The 21,571-nt window shown below is 58.5% G+C and carries 15 protein-coding genes and 2 tRNA genes; 7 read left to right on the top strand and 10 right to left on the bottom strand.

The window, feature by feature from the left end:
- Positions 1-282: 282 nt before the first annotated feature.
- The 7 genes from M3087_RS11960 (at position 283) to M3087_RS11935 (ending at position 9,815) form a co-directional block, all read left to right on the top strand.
- Complete coding sequence (locus tag M3087_RS11960; protein ID WP_249096026.1) at positions 283-1,119, top strand: TonB-dependent receptor plug domain-containing protein; 837 nt, start codon at positions 283-285, stop codon at positions 1,117-1,119.
- Between the two features lie 63 nt (positions 1,120-1,182).
- A complete protein-coding gene (locus M3087_RS14340) occupies positions 1,183-1,938 on the top strand; it encodes a TonB-dependent receptor (protein WP_262918977.1) in 756 nt (251 codons plus the stop codon).
- Positions 1,899-2,864, top strand: coding sequence for a TonB-dependent receptor domain-containing protein (locus M3087_RS14335; RefSeq protein ID WP_289551412.1), 966 nt, complete (start codon positions 1,899-1,901; stop codon positions 2,862-2,864). Before M3087_RS14340 ends, M3087_RS14335 begins: the two co-directional genes overlap by 40 nt.
- Positions 2,865-2,879: 15 nt before the next feature.
- On the top strand, positions 2,880-4,316 hold the full coding sequence (locus M3087_RS11950) for a RagB/SusD family nutrient uptake outer membrane protein (protein WP_249096024.1): 1,437 nt from the start codon (positions 2,880-2,882) through the stop codon (positions 4,314-4,316).
- A 24-nt stretch (positions 4,317-4,340) separates the two neighbouring features.
- Complete coding sequence (locus M3087_RS11945; RefSeq protein ID WP_249096021.1) at positions 4,341-5,072, top strand: DUF4843 domain-containing protein; 732 nt, start codon at positions 4,341-4,343, stop codon at positions 5,070-5,072.
- A gap of 14 nt (positions 5,073-5,086) precedes the next feature.
- Complete coding sequence (locus tag M3087_RS11940; RefSeq protein ID WP_249096019.1) at positions 5,087-6,559, top strand: hypothetical protein; 1,473 nt, start codon at positions 5,087-5,089, stop codon at positions 6,557-6,559.
- Positions 6,560-6,731: 172 nt separating this feature from the next.
- Positions 6,732-9,815: a zinc-dependent metalloprotease gene (locus M3087_RS11935; RefSeq protein ID WP_249096016.1), complete on the top strand. Its 3,084-nt coding sequence runs from the start codon at positions 6,732-6,734 to the stop codon at positions 9,813-9,815.
- Positions 9,816-10,906: 1,091 nt separating this feature from the next.
- Here the strand turns inward: M3087_RS11935 and rodA are convergent.
- The 10 genes from rodA to M3087_RS11885 all read right to left on the bottom strand — a co-directional run bounded on the left by rodA (position 10,907) and on the right by M3087_RS11885 (position 21,514).
- Positions 10,907-12,367, bottom strand: coding sequence for a rod shape-determining protein RodA (rodA, locus tag M3087_RS11930; RefSeq protein WP_249096005.1), 1,461 nt, complete (start codon positions 12,365-12,367; stop codon positions 10,907-10,909).
- Positions 12,348-14,198, bottom strand: a complete 1,851-nt coding sequence (locus tag M3087_RS11925) for a peptidoglycan D,D-transpeptidase FtsI family protein (RefSeq protein WP_249096003.1) — start codon at positions 14,196-14,198, stop codon at positions 12,348-12,350. Before M3087_RS11925 ends, rodA begins: the two co-directional genes overlap by 20 nt.
- 58 nt (positions 14,199-14,256) lie before the next feature.
- Positions 14,257-14,763, bottom strand: coding sequence for a rod shape-determining protein MreD (gene mreD, locus M3087_RS11920; RefSeq protein ID WP_249096001.1), 507 nt, complete (start codon positions 14,761-14,763; stop codon positions 14,257-14,259).
- Between the two features lie 18 nt (positions 14,764-14,781).
- Positions 14,782-15,624 carry a rod shape-determining protein MreC gene (mreC, locus tag M3087_RS11915; RefSeq protein WP_249095998.1) on the bottom strand — a complete coding sequence of 281 codons (843 nt, stop codon included), beginning with the start codon at positions 15,622-15,624 and terminating at the stop codon, positions 14,782-14,784.
- A gap of 111 nt (positions 15,625-15,735) precedes the next feature.
- Positions 15,736-16,758, bottom strand: coding sequence for a rod shape-determining protein (locus M3087_RS11910; protein ID WP_022384791.1), 1,023 nt, complete (start codon positions 16,756-16,758; stop codon positions 15,736-15,738).
- Between the two features lie 106 nt (positions 16,759-16,864).
- On the bottom strand, positions 16,865-18,388 hold the full coding sequence (gene purH, locus M3087_RS11905; RefSeq protein ID WP_106484142.1) for a bifunctional phosphoribosylaminoimidazolecarboxamide formyltransferase/IMP cyclohydrolase: 1,524 nt from the start codon (positions 18,386-18,388) through the stop codon (positions 16,865-16,867).
- Positions 18,389-18,462: 74 nt separating this feature from the next.
- Complete coding sequence (locus M3087_RS11900) at positions 18,463-20,403, bottom strand: glycoside hydrolase family 97 protein (RefSeq protein ID WP_249095996.1); 1,941 nt, start codon at positions 20,401-20,403, stop codon at positions 18,463-18,465.
- A gap of 85 nt (positions 20,404-20,488) precedes the next feature.
- Positions 20,489-20,563 (bottom strand) — tRNA-Val (locus M3087_RS11895).
- Positions 20,564-20,605: 42 nt separating this feature from the next.
- Positions 20,606-20,680, bottom strand: a tRNA-Val gene (locus M3087_RS11890).
- Between the two features lie 285 nt (positions 20,681-20,965).
- On the bottom strand, positions 20,966-21,514 hold the full coding sequence (locus M3087_RS11885; protein WP_249095993.1) for a hypothetical protein: 549 nt from the start codon (positions 21,512-21,514) through the stop codon (positions 20,966-20,968).
- Positions 21,515-21,571 lie beyond the last annotated feature (57 nt).

Here is a 21,571-nt window from a genome sequence, read left to right as displayed (position 1 = left end):
CGGGACAAATGTCCACCCCAAACGACCAACCGACGAACAACGATTCCACGTTAAAAATTCAGCATCCCCACAGACAACCTGCAGTTCCCTGAAGTCCTGCAATTCTTCTACGTTGGCTACAAGTCACGCGAAGTGCGGGTCACCAAGCCGGGAACGCTGGACATCACCCTGGCGGAAGACGTGAGCGAGCTGAACGAAGTTGTAGTCACCGGCTTCATTGCCAAGCAGAAGAACAGCTACACCGGTTCATAGGCCACCGTCAAGAGAGAGCAACTGCTCTCCGTGGGTACGAAGAACGTGTTCGAGAGCATCGCCGCCTTCGTGCCGGGCATGGAGATTGTGCAGAACAACAACATGGGTTCCGACCCCAACACCCGCCCCGACATCAACATCCGCGGACGCGCCAGCTTTGAAGGCTCTGCCAACATGCCGGTGTTCGTGGTCGACGGAGGCATCGTGGATGTGGACTATGTCTATGACATGGACATGAACGACATCGAGACAGTGACCGTCCTGAAGGATGCTGCCGCCTCGGCACTCTACGGTGCGAAGGCTTCTGCCGGCGTCATTGTCATCACAACCCGCAGCCTGCAAGGCGGAAAGCTGCGCTTCAACTACAGCGGGACCGTCCGCCTCTCTACCCCTGACCTGAGCGACTATGACCTGCTCGACGCCCGCCAGAAGCTGGAATACGAACGGCTGGCAGGACTCTACACGAGCACGTCCAATGGCCTGCTCGACCAGCTCTATGCCGAACGGCAGGCACTCGTCGCCGGCGGACTGGACACCGACTGGATGTCAAAGCCGCTGCGCAACGGTGTCTCCCAGAACCACAACCTCAGCATGGAAGGCGGCGACGAGTATGCCCGCTACTCCGTGGGCATGCGCTACGGCAACGAGGAAGGTGTGGTGAAAGACTCCGGACGCGAACGGTTGACGCTCAACTTCAAGCTGTCGTACAACCTCGACCAGAGGTTCTACATCTCCAACTCCACAACCATCAACAACGTCAAGAACGAGGAGTCGCCCTTCGGCTCGTTCAGCCAATATGTCAACCTCAACCCCTACGACGACCCCTACAATGCGGACGGCACGCTGAAGCCCGAGCTTTCCTACTAGCAGATAAACCCGCTCTATGAAGGTTCCATCGGCAGCTTCCGCAAGAGGGAACAGTTCTATGTGATGAACAACTCCGACCTGCGCGTATGGATAAAACCCGAGCTGCGCCTGGACGCCATGTTCTCGTTCACCAAGCACAAGGATGACGGACGCTCGTTCACCTCCCCGCTCTCGAAAGACGAACTGAAGAAGGCGGCCGCCCTGCGCGGAAAGATGGACGAAGACAACAGCAAGTCGATGGACTACTCCGGCAAGCTGATGCTGTCCTATAATAAATATGTATACGAGAAGCTTTACCTGAGTGCGATGGGTGGAGCCAACGTGGATGCCTCAGACTCTGACGACGCCACCTATAGCACCACCGGCTACTTCTCCGACAAGCTGGCTCACCCCGCCTTTGCCTCCCGCTACGTGGACGGAGCACCGACCGGCAGCGACGGTATCGAGCGCAGCGTCGGCTTCTTCGTCAACGTCAACACCATGTGGGACGAGAAGTACTTCCTCGACGTCATCTACCGCTACGAAGGCTCGTCGAAGTTCGGAAAGAACAAACGCTTCGCACCGTTCTGGAGTGTCGGCGGCGGATGGAACATCCACAAGGAGAGCTTCATGAAGGGTGTCCCCGTGGAGTTGCTCAAGCTGCGTGCCAGCGTGGGCTACACCGGCAACGTGAGCTTCTCGCCTTACCAGGCCATGACCACCTACCAGTACAAGGGAGAGTATGACTACTACAAGGGCATCGGCTCCGTGCCCATCACCATCGGCAACCCCAACCTGACGTGGCAGCGCACCCTCACGCCAACGTCGGTGTGGACCTGACCATGTTCAAGGGACGGTGGGACCTCTCGCTCGACTATTACATCAAGAACACCGACCAGCTGCTGCTCGACGTGACCAAGGCGCCGTCCATCGGTGTGGCCACCGCCCGTGAGAACGTCGGTTCGCTGGAGAACAAGGGGCTGGAGTTCCAGACGCGCGTCATCCCCATCCGCACCAAGGACTGGTACTGGGGCTTGTCGCTCAACTTCTCGCACAATACGAACAAAATCAAGAAAATCAGTAACGCCCTGCAGGCTCTCAACGAGAAGAATGCCACCGCGACCAAAGACGAGGACGGAAATCCCATCCTCGCTCCGCTGCCCCTCTACGAGGAAGGACAGTCGCTCACGGTGCTGAAGGTGGTTCCGTCGGCAGGCATCGACCCGGCAACGGGCAAGGAGGTCTTCATCAAGCGCGACGGCAGCTACACGTTCGACTATGACTCACGCGACAAGGTCGTCTTCGGCGACACCACTCCGTGGGCATACGGCAGCATGGGGTCCTACCTGACCTGGAAGCAGCTGTCGTTCAACCTCCAGTTCGGCTATTCGTTCGGTGCAGTCACTTACAACCAGACCCTCGTGTCGCGTGTGGAGAGTGCCAATCCGGAACACAACGCCAACGTACGTGTCCTGGAGTCGCGCTGGAAACATCCCGGCGACGAAGCACGCTTCAAGAACATCGCCGACCGCAGCCCGCACGACCAGACCAGCCGTTTCGTGGAGAGCGAGAACTATGTCGAGCTGAAGTCCGCTTCCCTCGCCTATGAGTTCACACCGAAGCAGCTCTCGGGATGCTTCATCAACCGCCTGCGCCTGGAGCTGATGACCAACGACCTGTTCTACATCTCGTCCGTGAAGCGGGAGCGCGGTCTGACCTATCCCTACGCCCGCACCGTTGAGTTCTCAGCCAGAGTTTCATTCTAAAAAACGCGTCCTACAATGAAAAGACTATTTATTCCATTATACCTGTTGCTCTCCCTCCTCACCGCGTCCTGCGAAAGCTTCCTGGATGTCAACCCGAAAGGGACAGTCGAGGAGGACAAGCAGTTTGCCAATGTACAGGGATTCAGAGAAACGATGTATGGAGCCTATGCGACCATGGCATCCAAACCACTCTACGGACAACAACTCTCGTGGGGCTTCACCGACCAGATCGGACAGATGTTCGTCTATGCCTCACCGGGGCAACTCAGCTACAAGGCGGGACAGTACAATTACCAGGTCGCCGAGGTACGCGAGGTCATCGACAACATCTGGAGCGCACTCTACCAGGAGATCTCCTATGTGAACAACATCATCGAGCACGCCGAGTCGACCGCGCTGACCGACCCCGACATCACGCTCATCAAGGGCGAGGCCTACGCCCTGCGTGCCTACATGCACTTCGACGTCCTGCGCCTCTTTGCCGACGACTACATCCGCTCGACCAAGCGCGACGGCATCCCCTACTCGCTCCATTACGACCTGAAGCTGGGGGAACTGCTGTCGCTCGACAAGGCATACGAACAGGTGCTGGCGGACCTCACCACCGCCGAGGAAGCCCTGAAGGACGACGACCATGTGACGACAGACCGCACGGACCTGAACTCCGTCTATGCCAAGCTGCGCTACATGCACATGAACAAGTACGCCGTCTATGCCCTCAAGGCACGTGTCTACCACGCCATGGGCAAGAACGAGGAGGCCGCACGCTACGCCCGTCTGGTGATCGGCAGCACCGACAACTTCCAGCTGGCCAACGGCACAACGGAAGGCGTGAACGCCGTGAAGCGCTTCCCTGCCGACAACGAGAAGAACAAGGAACTTATCTTCGGTCTCTACACCGCTGCCCTCAGCAAGGACGTGGCAGACGTATTCGTGCCCGACTCCTACAATGAAGGCACGTTCATGCAGGGCCGACGGGACCTGAACGAGCTCTATGAGCTCAGTGAGGCCAACCTCAGCCCGGACATCCGCTACGCCCGCTACTACTTCGCCTCGGGCAAGGTGTTCCAGTTCACCCGCCTCGTGGCTTCGGAGGACGACAAGATGAACGGTCTGTGCATGCTCCGCCTGCCGGAGATGTACTACATCCTCTGCGAATCCATCTACGACACCGACAAGGCCGGAGCCATTGCCGCACTGAATGCCGTACGTGCCAGCCGCGGACTTGCCGACGTGCTGGAGAGCAAGGTCGACACCAAGGCACACCTCATGCAGGAACTGCTCCGCGAACGGATGCGCGAGATGCCCGGCGAGGGACAGGCCTTCTTCGCCCTCAAGCCCTACAACCTGCCTTTCACCTCTGTCCTGGGGACGGCAGTGAAACCGTCCGACGAAATCTTCAACCTCCCGTGGCCGCAGAAGGAAGAGGAATTTGGCAACACGAACAAATAGGAAACACTCAAACGAATCATAATGATGAAACAGACGATATACTACACACTGCTACTCCCGGTACTGGCCGTCCTGCTGGCTGCCTGCGACGGCATCACCTACGACGGTACCTTCAGCGAGGAAGGCTATTACACCGGGATGCGACGCGCCTACTTCGACAAGAAGGACACCGTGCGCTCCTGCTCCTTTGCACTGTCGGGCATCGACGAACAGACCCGGGTCCTGCTGATCCCCGTCCGCATGATGGGACCGAAAGCCGCCACCCCCATCCGGCTGAAGCTGGAGGTAGACCCCGCCTCAACCGCACAGAAAGGCACCCAATATGAGCTGCCCGACGAGATTGCGTTCAACACCGACTCGGTCAATGCCTACATCCCGCTGACCGTCCTGCGTGCCGGGTTGCCCAAGGACTCGCTGGGCAACGTCTTCCTGACGCTGAACCTGCAACCCACCGACGAGTATACCACCGAAAAGGCATTCAACAACTCCATCACCATCAAGATGAACGACTTCCTTGCCAAACCGGCATGGTGGGACTTCGAAATACCCGGCTTCAGCTATCGGGACTACTATTGGGGCCCATACACCAGCATCAAGTACCTCAAGTGGCTGGAGTTCTATGACATGGACCAGGAGAAAATGGCTTATGTGATGAGCTACACCTACGACTGGACAGTGACGCTCCCCAAAGTAGTCGAGTATTTCAGGGAACACCCGGAGTATGAACAGACCTTCGGCACCGCCTATCAGAACTAAAAACACCGTGCACTATGAAGAAAAGAATCCTATCAACCCTCCTCGCCGGTCTGCTGCTCGCACCGGCATTCGTGTCGTGCATCAACGACGACTCCAAGGAGTTCGGGTCTGTCCCCATGGCGCAGACTCAGCTGCAATCGGAACTGCAGGAGCAATATGACAAGGAGAAGATGGAGACACTCTCGCTCACCGCTCCCGACATCACCCAGGCTCCCCTCCAGAAGGACGTGAGCTACACGTGGGAAATCGGCGGCAAAGTGGTGTCGACCGACAAGAAACTCGACTACGTGTGCGAGGACTACGGCACCTTCCCCGGACGCCTGACCATCAAGAACGCCGACAACACCGTCTACCGCCAGTTCACCGTCAAGGTGCACTTCCCCTACGAAGAGGGCGTCTATGCCCTGGCAACCCGGGACGGGAAGAGCGTGGTCACCTACGTCAGCGAACGCTTCAAGGGCGAGAAGGTGGTCTATGACGCCTTCGGCGCGGAGAACCTCGAAGTCTCCTTCCCGCTCGGCAAGGAGCCCACGGCCCTCTACTACCTGAACACCCGTCGCTTCACCGAGGGGAAAGTCAGCAAGGAGGCAAGCCTCTTCTACATCGCCACCAAGAACCCCAACAAGTTCTACCGCGTACAGGCGGACTCCATGATTGTGAAGAAGAGCTTCAACGAAGTGTCCTACGGCTCGCCCGTGACGGCTGTCATCGACGACTGGAAGGCGGACACCGAGTTCCAGCACGGCTCGGGCTACGTCCTCATCAAGCAGGGCAACCGCATCTGGGCTGCCAACTACGAAAGCCAAGGCATCGGGAACTTCGGTGTGGGACAAGAGCATCTCGCCGGGACGGAGATTGACGACAAGCTCCTGGTCACGGCGACACAGACGCTGTACAATCGCGACGGCGTGGTCGTCTTCGACAAGAAGAAAGGCGCCCTCTTCGGCTTCAACGACCTCCGCAAGTTCAGCTACTACAACGAGCTGGGCGACTACGACTACCTCGGTTCCTTCGCATCGGGACCCGGACGCTGGAAGGTCGTCAGCGTGTTTCAGAAGAAAGACCTCAGCGAGTGCAAGTATTACTACTTCGACCCGGGAGCCAACAACAAGGTCGACTTTACACCGGCACTGGAGAACGTCGCCATCCCCGGACTGAAGGAGCGGCCCGTCCTCGCCGTGGCACGGAACACGGAGTTCCTGTTCTATGCCGTAGGCAAGCAAATCTTTGCGCACTACGTCCCCGTAGCCAAGTTCCCCGAACAGAATACGCCCCTCCTCACGCTCGACAAGGAAGGCTCCATCGTCTCCCTGACCCTCTCGCCCGACGGCTACAAACTCATCGTCGGCATGGACACTCCGGGAGCGGAGAAGCCGGGCAGCATCTTCGTCTACGACATCTCGCGCATCGAGCGTCCCGCACTGCTCTACAAGGCAGAGAACTGCACGGGCAGCATCAAGCAGGTAGCCTACCGTCCGCTTGACTGACCCGCCCCGTCCGGAGAACAGCCGGAACGGAAACAACCACGGCGCACGGGCTTCCGCCTGTCTGCCTGAGACACTTGGATGTAGAGAGACCGACCGCAGGCAAGCGGCCTTCCTCTACATCCGGATGTCTTTCTATTTGCAAGAACATCAATCCATTTAAACAACAACAGACATGAACCTGAACTTGCACCCCCACGTGTGGGTACTGGCACTGGCGATGCTCTTCGCAGGCACTTCCGCCTTCGCGAACCGCACCCGGACAGCCGCAAAAGACTCGCTGGTGACGGCAGCCAAAGACAGCACCGAAGCCAAGAAGAAGGAACAGAAGAAACTCACCCCCTACGAACGGCTCTTCAACGGGAAGACCGTCGTCTCCGCCAAGGGGAAATTCGCCAACCTCTACCTCATCGACAAGAAAGTCTACCTGGAGTATCCGGTGGCTGAACTGGGCAAGGAACTGATGCTGAGCACCACCATCGCCGCCACCTCCGAACCCACCATCCTCACCGTCGGCAAGACCAACACCGAGCCGCTCCACTTCCGCTTTGCCATGGAAGACAGCGCCATCGTCATGAAGTCCGTCAACGCCGTGCTGGTGAACCCCTACAACCAGGCTTACGAACAGTCCGTCTCCGCCCTGCACTACGCCGGGGCGTCCATGGCGAAGTTCAACATCGAGGCGTTCAACAAGGACAGCTCTGCCGTGGTCATCAACCTCAGCCCCTTCGTGACCGCCTCCAACAGCATGATTCCCATCGTACCGAATATTGTAGACCCCTACGTCGTCACCCCGCAGCCGAAGAACGAGCTGAACTACGTCAAGCAGCTCAAGGCGTTCGACACCAACTGCACGGTGCGCACCGAGATGAACTACCTCCTCAACGCCACCCTGGCAGGCGTCGTCACCGTGGCGTCCAACCTCCCGGTGTCAGCCGAGGTCAACTTCACGCTCAGCCGACTGCCCGAGAGCCGGATGCTGCCGCGCATCGCCGACAGCCGCCTGGGCATCGCCTACAACCGCAAGCTGAAGCTGCCCGACTACGCCGAGGGCATCCAGGCACAGTACTGGACCCAATGCTGGAACCTGGTCCCCGCCGACAAGGCTGCCTACCTCGCCGGGAAGAAGTCGCGCCCCGTGCGCCCCATCACCCTCTACTTCGACCGCGACTTCCCCGCCGACTGGAAACAGGCGGTGCGTGAAGGCATCCTGGAGTGGAACAAGGCATTCGAGGCGGCAGGCTTCCTCGGCGCCATCGAGGTGAAGGACTACCCGACGACGCGGAAAGACTTCGACATCGACAACTACACCGTGTCGAGCATCCGCTACTCCCCCTCCATCGGGCAGACCGTGCAGGGCAGCTTCGGCGCCAACCCCTCCACCGGCGAAATCACCCACGCCACCCTCATCGTCAGCAATAACATCGGGCAGCTCATCGCCCAGCAGAAGTTCGTGCTGACGGCTGCCGCCGACGAGAGCGCCCGGCGCGCCGAACCCACCCCGGAGAACATCCATGCCGCCCTGCGCTACCTCGTCATGCGTGAGACGGGACGCATCCTGGGCTTCCTCGACAACTACGCCGCCTCGTCCGCCTACGACGTGGAGTCGCTGCGCTCGGCGAAGTTCACCCGCGAACACGGGCTCGCCCCCTCAGTGATGGACGAGACGGAGTTCAACTACGTGGCACAGCCCGGCGACAAGGGCGTGCTCTTCACCCCGGCAACACTCGGAGAGTATGACTACTTCCTCGTGAAGTGGAACTACACCTACTTCGGCGACGACCGCGCCGCCGCCGAGAACGCCATGGGCCCCTCGTGGGTAGACTACCGGACGGGCGAAATCATCAACGCCTCCGTCATGGTCTATGCCAACGTGGCCTCGCTCATCACCAGCTGGCGCTTCGTGCAGACGGCACAGGTGGATGAACGCGTACGCAGCGGCAAGCTTCCCCAGGACATGTTCAACCACATCCTGGAGTACGTCATCGGGCACGAGGTGGGACACACGCTGGGCTTCATGCACAACATGGCAGCCTCGTCCTCCTTTGCCGTCGACTCGCTGCGCGACGCCGCGTTCACCCGGCAGTACGGCACCACCCCCTCCATCATGGACTACGCCCGCTTCAACTACATCGCCCAGCCCGGCGATGAAGGCGTCGCCCTCGAACCGCCCGTCACCGGCGCCTACGACGACTACATGCTGGAGTGGACCTACCGCTACTGGCCCGGCAACGACTACCGCAAGGATGCCGAGCGGCTTAACCAGCTCGTCGAGAGCCATGCCGACGACCCGCACTACCGCTACGTCATGCAGCAGATGGGCGACAAGCGCATCGACCCGTCCGCCCTGGAGGAGGACCTGGGCGACGACCCCGTGAAGGCGGCGACCTACGGCATGCGGAACCTCGCCTACATCGCTTCCCACCTCGACGAGTGGGTCAGCGGCGAGGACAACAGCAAGCGCAAGGCGAAGCTCTATGAGGAGATTGCCTACCAGGGGTTCAACTACATCAGCCACGTGATGATGAACGTCGGCGGCATGTACCTCTACGCCACCTCCGAGTCGTCCGGCAAACCGCGCTTCCGCGTGGTGCCCAAGGAGAAACAGCGCGAGTCCGTGCAGTGGCTGCTGCACCAGGCACGCACATTCTCCGACCTGGAGCAGCCGGAGCTGGAGCAGAAGCTCTACCTCACCGGACGCATCTACCGCCTCGTGCAGCAGCAGGTTGCCCACCAGACGATGCGGCGCATCAACCAGGTCGCACTGACCTACTACGCCGACTCCACGTCCTACCACCCGGCAGAGTATCTCGAAGACCTCTATCAGGACGTCTTCGGACCGACGCTGCGCGGCGACACGCTGAGCGAGACGGACAAGGACCTGCAGCTGCTCTTCGCCGACATGCTGCTCTCCACGGTCCGCTCCATCCGTACGAGCCCGGGGGCACTCAGCCTGCACGACGACGAACCGGCGTTCGAGGCCTTCCTGCAACGTCACTCCGACCACCTGTGCAGCCTGACCCCGGAGCGTGAGTCGGCACACCTGTCGCTGATACACCGCAACTTCGGCAACGGCTACGGCGAGCTGCGCGACATCTGGCCGCAGTCCATCGACCTCTCCAGCCGCTACCGCTTCCAGTACACCCAGAAGGTCCGCACCCTGGTGGACAACGCACTGAAGCAAGGCCCTGCTCAGGACCGCGCCTACTACACCTACCTGTCGCGCCTCATCGAACGGGCGATGGAAGGGAAGAAATAACCTCCGGCGTCCGTCAAGCGGACGTTCCGGACACAGAGACACAAAGTCGGGAGCAGGCACATCCCTCCCCGCCTTTGTGTCTCTGTTTTTTTGGCGGACGGAAGCATGGTACCTCTCCCACTGCCAATCTCCCGTTAGAACGGATTGACTGCCTTGTCCGGGCACGCTTATTTGTTGGAGTAAACACATTGGTTGGATAGATTGGGCGTGGTTGTTTGCCTGTCCGGGCGTGGTCGTTCATCGGACGGGACGCACCAGTTTATTGGACTGGGCGAGCAGACCGCTCGCCCCTACATTTTCTCCAGGATTGGTCTGTCACAATGATACCGTTTTGCCGGTTTTAACATCATAATTTCCTGATTTGGCGTTTTCAGATAACGCGTATTTTCGCAAAATCGTCCCAATTAGAAAATAGCGCGTTAAATATTTTAAGAAATGTCCGTCCAAACGTGCTGAAATAAACCTATGTTCACATAATTATACCGTTTCTAACACAAAAAAGGCATCCGCCGCCCTCCTTTCCACGGTCGAAAGCACCGGTGACTAGCTTCGTACGGACGTGTCCGTACCACCGTACCGACGTGTCCGCACCGTCGTAGTCGTTCGTCCGTACGAAAACAGCCATCCGTTTTCATTTTTTAGCGTCCCAAGGAGCACGATTCCGGATGTGTGAAATTGCGTCCGTCCGTGTGAAAAGACCGACGGAAAGGAACAAACAGGAAGGAAAAGAAGACAGAAAGACAGGGAACGAACGGAATAGCCGTCAAGGTGTATTTAGCGAATCGCCCGAGAATGCCTTCTTTGCTCACGAACTCGTAGTTGGATGCAAGGAAGGTCCTTCTCAGGCGATTCATTTGACGTTTTGACAAAATGATAAAAACGTTCCTCCCCGTCCGCAAAACATTCCCTCCCCGATGCATCGTTCCTTGCGACGCTGCCAAACGGTTCCCACGCCGCACTATAATTGTCAATTGTCCATTGTCAATTGATGTTTGTTGGACCGGGCGACCAGACCGGTCGCCCCTACATTCGCCGCCTTGTGGAATCGTTCCCACGACGCACGATAATTGTCAATTGTCCATTGTCAATTGTCAATTGAATCGTTTCCTCGCGGAGTCGATACGGATGAAGATGAACAGCAGGATGGTGAAGCCCCATAGCGAGGAGCCGCCGTAGCTGAAGAACGGGAGGGGGATACCGATGACCGGCGTCAGACCGAGTACCATGCCGATGTTGATGAACAGGTGGAACAGGAAGATACCTACCAGCGAATAGCCGTAGACACGCCCGAAGCGGTCGGTCTGCCGTTCGGCCAGCACGAGCAGGCGCAGGATGAAGGCAAGAAAAAGGAGCAGCACGGCGGAGGCTCCGAGAAAGCCCTGCTCCTCGCCCACGGTGCAGAAGATGAAGTCGGTGTCCTGCTCGGGGACGTACTTAAGCTTGGTCTGCGTCCCGTTGAGGAAGCCTTTGCCGGTGAGCCCGCCGGAGCCGATGGCAATCTTCGACTGGTTGACGTTGTAGCCGGCGCCGGAGAGGTCGTCCTTCATGCCCAGCACGACCTCGATGCGCACCTTCTGGTGGGGCTGGAGGACGTGGGCGAAGACGAAGTCGCTGGAGTAGAAGAACACCAGCGAGCCCAAGGTGAAGAAGGTGATGTAGAGGAAGTTCCGCAGATGCTCACGCAGCCAGAAGTAGACGAGCACCAGCGTCAGCAGGACACAGATGCCCAGCTGCACCCACGTCAGGTCGAAGGGGATGACGTAGGCGGAAAAGAGCAGCGTCAGCAGGGTGAGCAGCACGGAACCGCCTGCCATCCATGCCGCCACGTCGCGCCGGTGGGTGTAGACGGCGGTCATGCCCGCGGTGAAGAGCTGGATGAGCAGAAGCACGACGAACTTGCCGACGGGGGCGGGCATGTTGCCCAGCATGACGTCGGAGAAACGCAGCCCGACGATGAAGTAGACCACGGCGCAGACGCCCGAGAAGAGGAACGCGCCGGTCATGCCTTCGCGGTAGAGCATAAGGAAGAAGGAGAAGAACACGAGGGCGGACCCGGTCTCTTCCTGCAGGATGATGATTGCCATGGGCAGGAAGATAAGCCCCATGACGCAGAGGAAGTCGCGCCGGCGGCGGAGGGAGAAGCCGTAGGTGTTCATGAACTTGGCGAGGGCGAGGGCGGTGGCTGCCTTGGCGAACTCGGCAGGCTGGATGTTGATGCCGCCGCCGAGGCGTATCCAGGAGTGGGAGCCCTTGATGTCGCTGCCGACAAAGAGGGTGGCGATGAGCAGGAGGATGACCGCGCCGTAGATGATGTAGGCGAGCAGGTCGTAGAGCTTCTCTTCGAGCATGAGGAGCACAAAGCCGATGCCGAGGGCACAGCCGATCCACAGGAGCTGCTTTCCTGCCCGCGTGTCCATGCCGAGGAAGTCGGGCTCTCCGTAGGTGTAGCTGGCTCCGCAGACACTGAACCATCCGCAGACGAGCAGGGCGAGATAGAGGGCGATGATGACCCAGTCGACCGATTTGTGAAGACTAGCGTTGCTGGTTATCATAGAAGATGCGTCGTTGTTGGATTTCGGAAGCCTGCGCCTCGCTTTCGGGCGAGAGCTTCCCCTTAAGGTACTGTTCAATCATGAGTTTGCCGATGGGCACGCCGTAGACGGCTCCGAAGCCTCCGTTCTCGACGTAGACGGCGATGGCTATCTTCGGGTTGTCCATGGGGGCGAAGCCCATGAAGGCGGAGTGGTCGTGGCCGCGGTTCTCAGCAGTTCCCGTCTTGCCGCAGACCTCGATGTCGGGCAGGTTCGCACCGCGACAGGTTCCGCCGAGGACCGCCTGGCGCATGCCCTTGACGACCTCCTCGTAGTAGCGCGGCTCGACCTTGGTGTAGCGCCGCTTCTGGTAGAGAGTGTCGAGCTGTCCGCCCTCGATGGAGTGGACGACGTGAGGGGTGATGAAGTAGCCGCGGTTGGCGATGGTCGCCCCGAGGTTGGCTATCTGGAGCGGGGTGAGGGTGACTTCACCCTGCCCGATGGCGATACTGATGACGGTCAGCCCGTTCCACGAGCCGCGGTAGGCACGGTCGTAGAAGGTGGCGTTGGGAATCATGCCGCGGCGTTCGCCGGGGATGTCGACTCCGAGCTGGTAGCCGAAACCCATCGAGACCATGTAGTCTTTCCACGTGGTCATCGCCTGCTGGACGTTCTTGTACTTCGTGCGGTTGCCGAACATGTAGTAGAGTCCCCAGCAGAAGTAACCGTTGCAGGAGGTCGCCAGGGCAGGGATGAGCGAGAGCGGCGAGGGGTGCGAGTGGCAGCCCACTCTCAGTCCGCGATAGACAAAGCCGTGGTAGCAGGGGTAGAGCGTCTGTGTGGGCGATATGATGCCCTCCTGCATGAAGGTGAGCGCCTGCGAGGTCTTGAAGGTGGAGCCGGGAGGATAGGTCCCCGAGACCGCCCGGTTGAGGAGGGGCTTCCAGTTGTCGCGCGACAGCTCCAGGTGGTGCTTGCCGCGGTCGCGCCCGACCATGAGGTGGGGGTCGTAGGAGGGTGCGGACACCATGCAGAGGATGTCCCCCGTGGCGGGTTCGATGGCGACGATGCTGCCAATCTTGCCTTCGAGGAGGCGTTCGCCGAGTGCCTGGAGGTCGACGTCGATGCCGAGGGTGAGGTTCTTGCCGGGGACGGGCCGCTTGTCGAAGGCGCCGTCCTTGTAGCGTCCCTGGATGCGTCCGTGGGCATCGCGCAGGAGGATTTCGACGCCCTTCTCGCCGCGGAGTTCCTTCTCATAGGAACGCTCGACGCCCTGGATGCCGATGAAGTCGCCGCTGCGGTAGTAGTCGTCGTTCTCGATGTCGCGCCGGGAGACCTCCGCCACGTCGCCCAGCACGTGCGCCGCCACGTTGTAGGTGTACTGCCGGGTGGTGCGCCGCTGGATGTAGAATCCGGGGAAGCGGAAGAGCTTCTCCTGGAAGACGGCGAACTCCTCGGCAGGCAGCTGGCTGAGGAAGACCTGTTCGGTGTAGGGGGAATAGCCGGGATTGACGGAGCGGTTCTTGATGTCCTCCATCCGCTTGCGGAAGAACTCGGGGGTGATGTCGAGCGTACGGCAGAAGTCGAGCGTGTCGAGGTTCTCGACCTCGCGCATGATGACGGTCACGTCGTAGGCAGGCTGGTTGTAGACCATGAGACGCCCCTTGCGGTCGTAGATGGCTCCCCGTGCGGGGTACTGCACCTTGTTGAGGAAGGCGTTGCTATCGGCGTTCTTCTTGTAGTCGTCGCTCATGATCTGAAGCGTAAAGAGCCTCAGGATGTAGCCGAAGACGATAGCCACGGCCACACCCGCAATGACGAACTTACGTTTCTCCAGATTATAGTTGCGCATGGTGTTCTGCTATTTGGGTCGCCGGATGCCCGTAGGGGGTTGCCGGCGGGAAACAATGTCAGGCTTTGCCCTTCCGCGTGCTGTCGAGCACCGCCACGCAGAAGGTGGTGAGCGCGGTGCTTGTCAGGACCTTCAACACCAGCGTCTTCCAGTCGAAGAAGGAGAAGGTGTCGAGCAGCAGGAGGACCGTGTGGTGGACGAACACCGCCGTGAGGACGTATCCGAGGAAGGGACCGAAGCCCATCGAGCGGACACCGGGGCGACGGTCGTCGGTATTGTCGCGCGGGACGAAGAGCGAGAGCAGCCACGGACGCAGAAAGGCGAGCAGGGTGGTTGCGGCAGCGTTCATGCCCGGTGTGTTGGCGAACATGTCGATGACCAGCCCGAGGAGGAAGCCGGCGAGCAACAGCGTGTTCCGCTTGGTGTCCAGGTTGAGCATCAACAGGAAATAGATGTAGATGAACGGGGTGGCATAGCCTGCCACGTGGATGTGGTTGAACACGAGGACCTGCACGAGGACCAGGGCGAGGAACCAGAGGGTTTGCTTGATGGATGACTCATTCATGACTGCCTCCTTTCTCGTTTAGGGGTTCGTGGTTACTGCCAGCGAGTCGATGTCCGCCTGCACGGGACTGACGATGACGCGGACGTCGCGCAGCCGCCCGAAGTCGGTGGCAAGACGTACCTTGAGCAGGTAGGACAGTCCGTCGTTGGAGTCGGCAATGTCCTCGACGACCCCGACGAAGAGTCCTTCCGGGAAAATCGAGGAGTATCCGCTGGTGACGATGGTATCTCCCTTGTGGCACTCGGCGTGTCGCGGCATGTCGCGCAGGTAGGTGTAGCGGACATCGTGTCCGTCCCAGCGCAGGTAGCCGAAGTAGCCGCTGTTCTTGATTTTGCAGCTGATGTTCGACTGGCTGTTGAGCAGCGAGATGACCAGCGAGTGTCGGGACGCCGTCTTTCCCACGATGCCCACGATTCCCTTGCCACTGACGACTCCCATCTCGGGACGTATGCCGTCGGCACTTCCGCGGTCGATGGTGATGAAGTTGTCGGCGCGGTCGAGGGTGTTGTTGACGACGTGTGCCTTGATGCGCCGGTAGTCTGCAAGTGCGGCGCGGCTCATGCTGTCGGTCATGGTGGAGTCGGCGGTCAGCTCGGCGAGGGTCGCGCGCAGTGTGGCGACCTCATGCTCCAGGTCGAGGTTGCGGTCGGTGAGGGTGTCGTTGACCGCCTTCAGGTGGAAGTAGCCGGTGATGTCGCCCGAGATGTCGTAGAGCGTGCCGCAGACGCGGTTCGCCGATGAGAAGTAGACGCTGCCCTGGTAGTTGTTGAAGCGGAAGAGCAGCACGCAGCACACCACCTCCAGCAGGACAAAGAGGAAGCAGTGGCTGTATCTCATCAGGAATTCGAGCAGGTTTCGCACGGGCAAACGGGTTAAAGGGGAGACGCTGAAATAAGAAAGAATGAAGAGGGTATGTCATGCTGCGGTATCGGGACACACTCTCTCCATTCCTTCACACACGTTGGGTTCCTGTCATCGCATCAGGAAGGGGAACTTCTCGATGTTCTTCAGGGCGATGCCTGTCCCCTTTGCCACGCTGTGCAGGGGGTCTTCGGCGATGTGGAACGGTATGTTGATCTTGTCGGTCAGACGCTTGTCGAGTCCGCGCAGCAGGGCGCCGCCACCGGCGAGGTAGATTCCGTTATGTACGATGTCGGCATAGAGCTCGGGCGGTGTGTTCTCGAGCGCGTTGAGCACGGCAGTCTCGATTTTGGCAATGGACTTCTCCAGGCAGTGTGCAATCTCCTGGTAGCCGACGGGGACTTCCATGGGGAGTGCGGTGATGCGGTTCGGTCCGTAGACGGTGTAGTCCTCGGGGGCATCGTTGCCCAGGTCGGTCAGCGCGGCTCCCACGGCAATCTTGATGCGTTCGGCCATGCGCTCGCTCACCTTCACGTTGTGCTGACGGCTCATGTACTCCTGGATGTCCGCCGTAAAGTCGTCACCGGCAATGCGGATGGAACTGTTCGTCACGATGCCTCCCAGCGAGATGACGGCAATCTCGGTCGAGCCGCCGCCTATGTCGACGATCATGTTTCCTTCAGGTGCCTGCACGTCCAGTCCGACACCGATAGCGGCCGCCATCGGCTCGAAGATGAGGTATACATCCCGTCCGCCGGCATGTTCAGCCGAGTCACGCACGGCACGCAGTTCCACTTCCGTACTGCCCGAGGGCACTCCGATGACCATCCGCAGTGAAGGCGAGAAGAGGCGGTGTCCGGTGTTCACCTTCTTGATGAGTCCCCGCATCATCTGCTCGCAGGCGTTGAAGTCGGCAATCACTCCGTCGCGCAGGGGGCGCACGGTGCGGATGTGCGGGTTTTCCTTCTCGTACATCATCTTTGCCTTCTCTCCCACTGCGATCATCTTGTCCGTACGGCGGTCAAGCGCCACTACCGACGGTTCGTCGACCACAATCTTGTCATTGCTGATGATGATTGTGTTCGCCGTTCCCAGGTCCATGGCTATCTCTTGAGTAAATGAAAATAATCCCATAATTTCAATGCAGCGTTAATGTTGTGAATGAAGAATGAAAAATGAAGAATGAAGCATCAGGCACCGTCTCCGGCTCCTCATTCTTCACCCTTCATCCTTCATCGGTTTAGTGTTTGAAGTGACGGATACCGGTCATCACCATGGCCATACCGTGCGCGTTGCAATAGTCCACCGACTCGGCGTCGCGGATGGAACCGCCCGGCTGGATGACTGCTGTCACACCTTCCTTCCCGGCAATCTCCACGCAGTCGCCGAAGGGGAAGAAGGCGTCGCTCGCCATGACGGCCCCTTCGAGGTCGAAGCCGAAGTTGTGTGCCTTCTCAATGGCCTGCTTGAGCGCGTCGACGCGCGAGGTCTGTCCCACGCCGCTGGCGATGAGCTGCTTGCCTTTAGCCAGCACGATGGCGTTGCTCTTGCTGTTCTTCACAATCTTGTTGGCGAAGAGCATGTCTTCTATTTCAGCGTCGGTGGCAGCCTTGTCGGTCACCTGCTTCAGGTTGTCGCGGGTCTCGATGTCCAGGTCGCGGTCTTGCACGAGGACTCCGTTGAGCAATGAGCGGAACTGCTTCTTGGGCAGCTCTACGTCCTTGCGCACGAGGATGATGCGGTTCTTCTTCTGTTCGAGAATCTGCAGGGCATCCATGTCGTAGTCGGGGGCAATGATGACCTCAAAGAAGATTTTATTGATTTCTTCTGCCGTAGCCTTGTCAACGGACTCGTTGGTGATGAGTACGCCTCCGAAGGCAGATACGGGGTCGCCTGCCAGTGCGTCTTTCCAGGCTTGGAGCAGGGTCGGACGCGAAGCCAGTCCACAGGCGTTGTTATGTTTCAGGATGGCGAAAGTGATCTCGTCGAACTCGTCGATCAGGTCGACGGCAGCATTGATGTCAAGCAGGTTGTTGTACGAGATTTCCTTGCCGTGTATCTGGTCGAACATGGCATCAAGGTTGCCATAGAAGTATCCTTTCTGGTGGGGGTTCTCTCCGTAGCGCAACTGTTTCTGGTCCTCCACGGCGCAACGGAATGCAGAGCACTCGTCGCCATCGAAGTAGTTGAATATGGCGGAGTCATAGTGTGACGACACGGCGAATGCCTCTTTGGCGAACCAGCGGCGCTCTTCGAGTGTCGTGTTGGCACCGCGCTCCATCAGGATGTCGCGCAGGGGTTTATATTGTGCCTGGCTGGCAACGATGACCACATCACGGAAGTTCTTTGCTCCGGCACGGATCAGCGAGATGCCGCCGATGTCAATCTTCTCGATGATGGCTTGCTCTTCAGCGCCGGAAGCCACCGTGTCTTCGAACGGATAGAGGTCGACAATCACCAGGTCGATTTCAGGAATTGCATATTCAGCCATCTGCGCACGGTCGCCTTCCTCGGCGCGGCGTGCCAGGATTCCTCCGAACACTTTCGGGTGAAGGGTCTTCACGCGGCCTCCCAGGATGGAGGGGTAGCTGGTCAGCTCTTCCACCGCCTTACAGGGGAAGCCCAATGATTCGATGAACTGGCGAGTGCCTCCTGTGGAAAGAAACTCTACACCTTCTTCGTGGAGTTTGGTCAAAATCTCATCCAAACCTTCTTTGTGGTAGACCGACACCAGAGCGGTCTTTATCTTCTTCGTTGCAGACATTTAATAATAGATTTAGCGATTTTCGTGCAAAGGTAGGAATTTTGCTATATACTAGTTCGTAATGTTCCCAATTTCTAATAAAAAATAACACCGTCGCTCACACCGACTTCCACAGTCAGGAGGCGGGAGGTGTCCACCGGACGGCAGTCCACTCCGTTCTTTCCCCGTGAAGAGATTTGACGGAAGTGTGTTTGTCCGGCAAACGACAGGTCGAGCGTCAGCCGCAGAGGCTGTTTCCGTCCGTTGATTGCCGCCACGAACCAGCGGCTTCCCGAGCGTCGCGCCAGCACGGCATATTCTCCGGGACGTCCGTCAATCAGACGTGTTTCGTCCCAGGACGCGGGAACGTCCGTCAGGTAGTCGAAGACAAAGGAAGGGAATGCCTCCAGGTCAGCTGGGACCAACCCATAGTGCTGTACACCAGAGTGAAGCACCACCGGCAGTGCCAGTTCGAAGGCAGCGGTCGTGGAGCGCATCACCGGACGTCCGCCGTCCATGCCCAGCTGCTCGCCAAGCACAACCGGTGTGAAGTCGACAGGAGCCACGACATTGCGCGTGAAGACCAGCATGGCGATGTGGCGGGCACGTTCGTCCTCCACCTGGCGGTCGACCATGGCACGCTCCATCCCCATCACAGCCTCGGCGGTAAGCACATTGGGGTACATACGCTCCCAGCCCCGCGGCAAGGCGGCTCCGTGCAGGTTGACAGCCAGCCCGAAGCTGTTGGCATCCTCCACCAGATCCTCATAGAACCGGAGAGCCTCCTGTTGGTCGTGCCCGAAGAAATTGACCTTGATGCCTGCTACGCCGATGCTCTTCAGCCAGCCCATCTCCTTCAGACGGTCTTCGTGCGTCCGCAGACATCCCTTGGGAGTCTTCGCCTGCCCCCTCTTGTCAACGCTGCAGTTGTACCACAGCCACAGCCCCACGCCCCGTTCACGGGCGTATGCCGCCAAGTCTGCCATCCGTTCGCGTCCGATACGGACATCCCAACAGGCATCCACCAGGCAATATTCGAAGCCCAAGGTGTCTGCCAGGTCAATGAAATGCTTCTGTTCCTCATACGTCGTAGCCTCGTCGCCGTAGCGCAACCAGCTCCAGGCAGCACGGCCGGGACGGTAGGCTCTCGTCGGTTTGAACTCCTCCGTCGCCAGGTCGGTCGCCCACGTATTCTCCACCACATCGCTCAGGCGAGGCGACACGACCAGCACGCGCCAGGGAGTTGCATTGTTGAACACGGGGTAGTCCACCGTCTTCCTGCCGTTCTTCACGGACTCGGGATAGGCGATGCGCAGGTTGCCTATGCTGTCGCCTTCTGCCAGGTGGGTGCCGCAGTAGTTGCCACGCACCGCCGTCTCCGTCAGCAGGGTCCAGTAGGTCTGTTTGCCTGCGGACGACTGCACCAGTGCGGGATAGCACCAGCCTGCATGACCGGCGGAAGTATGTGTGATGGGCACGCCGATTTCATAGGCAGCCTCGTAACGGGGGACGATGCTCCCGTCGGCACGGCGATGTTCCGAGATGGGCAGGAAATAGCCTTTGGCCTCCTTGGGGAACGTGAAAGCCGTGTAGTCATCGAGCACGCGGATGTTCCGCTTGCCGGGCATGCGGTAGCGGAAGGCTACCCCCGTCTCGCTGATGCCTACTTCCACCTGGAGGCGGTAGCCGTCGGCATTGACCAACGAAAACACGGCATTGTTCCGTGCGGCATCGACTTCCGAGCGTTTACCCGCCGACAGATGGTACACGGAACGCACCGCCTCCACCTGGGGCTGCGCCTCGATCTTGATGCGTTTCTCAAAGGAGCCTTCCGATGTGTTCATCCCCAGACGGACGGACACCACCCGTTGCCTGTCGGCACCGTAAATATCCAGGAAGGGGATGCCCCGGCTCACACGCACCTCGGCTTCCAGCCTTTCTTCCGGACTGCCGACGACCTTGCGCGCCGTGCATCCGGTAAAACATATTAATAAGGGAAAGAAGAGACCGGCTAAAAAGAAATGTTTTGCATTCATGGACGGAAATTTTAGAGGACACCCCTCCGCCAGGAAAGAAGGGAGGGGCAGAAAACAAAAAAAGTCGAGCTATACTCGACTTTCGTGGGCGTTGAGGGATTCGAACCCCCGACCCTCTGCTTGTAAGGCAGATGCTCTGAACCAGCTGAGCTAAACGCCCGATTGCTTTATTATCGGAACAAAAGACTGAATTTCGGAGATGTGGGCGTTGAGGGATTCGAACCCCCGACCCTCTGCTTGTAAGGCAGATGCTCTGAACCAGCTGAGCTAAACGCCCGAAGTCTTTTGTTTCAAAAGCGATGCAAAGGTAGGGCTTTATTTGACATTTGCAAAACATTCGCCCGCTTTTTTTCAAGAAATATGTAAAAAACGTCCGCCTCACCTGCCCCACCCCAAAAAACGTCCGGCTGAAGGCTTCCGAAGGAACATGACACTACCGCCGATATTCGAGCATCAACGGACCAATCCTTCGGCAATGCAGTATGCCACGTAGCACTCCAAGACTCTCACTTTGGCAATTTCCTTATCGCCCGTCAACAAGCTTATTCATCATGCCCATGTGTTATTGCTTTCTTACAGTAAACTCCACTTTCTGGAGACCTTTCTTGTGGATATTTGCTAGAATGAGTACGTAGCGTACTTCTTCACCGGACTGCATGGATTGGACAATATGGGTTAACTCATCTTCGGGTATAACCTCCTTGAACATCGGACCGGATGAGCCATTGCGTACCAGACGAATGTCATCGGTAAACGGAGACAGGACAAACGAATAAATTGCCATGTAGGGCACGGACTCAAACTTTATCCAATTCGGGTCTCCTTTATCAAGGACGTCCTCCAACCATATACGTGCGGCATCATAGGATGGCAGCAATGAACCATCATCATAGCATATATTACCCTTCTCATCGACAACATACCCCTTGCTGATGGCATATTTCTCAAAAGGACACAAATCATAGTATTCAATATCTTCTTCGGATATGATTTCCTCATCAACCGGAGCTTCCGGCTCCACAACAACTCTATCATCCTGGCGCTCATCCTCACTACAAGCTGATACTCCCAAAATAGTGATGAGCAGAAAGAAAGTGATCCATTTATTCATAACTCCAATGACGTGATTTAAAACTTATTTCATTCTTGCCTCATTGAGACCGTAAAC

Source organism: Mediterranea sp. ET5 (genome assembly GCF_023337025.1).
Lineage (GTDB): Bacteria > Bacteroidota > Bacteroidia > Bacteroidales > Bacteroidaceae > Phocaeicola_A.
The sequence above is the reverse complement of the archived record's forward strand: the minus strand, read 5'-3'. Positions and strand labels throughout refer to the sequence as shown.

Excerpts from the sequence above, each read along its gene's own strand:
- M3087_RS11910 (WP_022384791.1), bottom strand. The coding sequence starts at position 16,758 with ATGGGATTATTTTCATTTACTCAAGAGATAGCCATGGACCTGGGAACG.
- M3087_RS11925 (WP_249096003.1), bottom strand. The coding sequence starts at position 14,198 with ATGCGCAACTATAATCTGGAGAAACGTAAGTTCGTCATTGCGGGTGTG.
- purH (WP_106484142.1), bottom strand. The coding sequence starts at position 18,388 with ATGTCTGCAACGAAGAAGATAAAGACCGCTCTGGTGTCGGTCTACCAC.
- M3087_RS11945 (WP_249096021.1), top strand. The coding sequence starts at position 4,341 with ATGAAACAGACGATATACTACACACTGCTACTCCCGGTACTGGCCGTC.
- mreD (WP_249096001.1), bottom strand. The coding sequence starts at position 14,763 with ATGAATGAGTCATCCATCAAGCAAACCCTCTGGTTCCTCGCCCTGGTC.
- rodA (WP_249096005.1), bottom strand. The coding sequence starts at position 12,367 with ATGATAACCAGCAACGCTAGTCTTCACAAATCGGTCGACTGGGTCATC.
- M3087_RS11950 (WP_249096024.1), top strand. The coding sequence starts at position 2,880 with ATGAAAAGACTATTTATTCCATTATACCTGTTGCTCTCCCTCCTCACC.
- M3087_RS11935 (WP_249096016.1), top strand. The coding sequence starts at position 6,732 with ATGAACCTGAACTTGCACCCCCACGTGTGGGTACTGGCACTGGCGATG.
- M3087_RS11885 (WP_249095993.1), bottom strand. The coding sequence starts at position 21,514 with ATGAATAAATGGATCACTTTCTTTCTGCTCATCACTATTTTGGGAGTA.
- M3087_RS11940 (WP_249096019.1), top strand. The coding sequence starts at position 5,087 with ATGAAGAAAAGAATCCTATCAACCCTCCTCGCCGGTCTGCTGCTCGCA.
- M3087_RS14340 (WP_262918977.1), top strand. The coding sequence starts at position 1,183 with ATGAACAACTCCGACCTGCGCGTATGGATAAAACCCGAGCTGCGCCTG.
- M3087_RS11900 (WP_249095996.1), bottom strand. The coding sequence starts at position 20,403 with ATGAATGCAAAACATTTCTTTTTAGCCGGTCTCTTCTTTCCCTTATTA.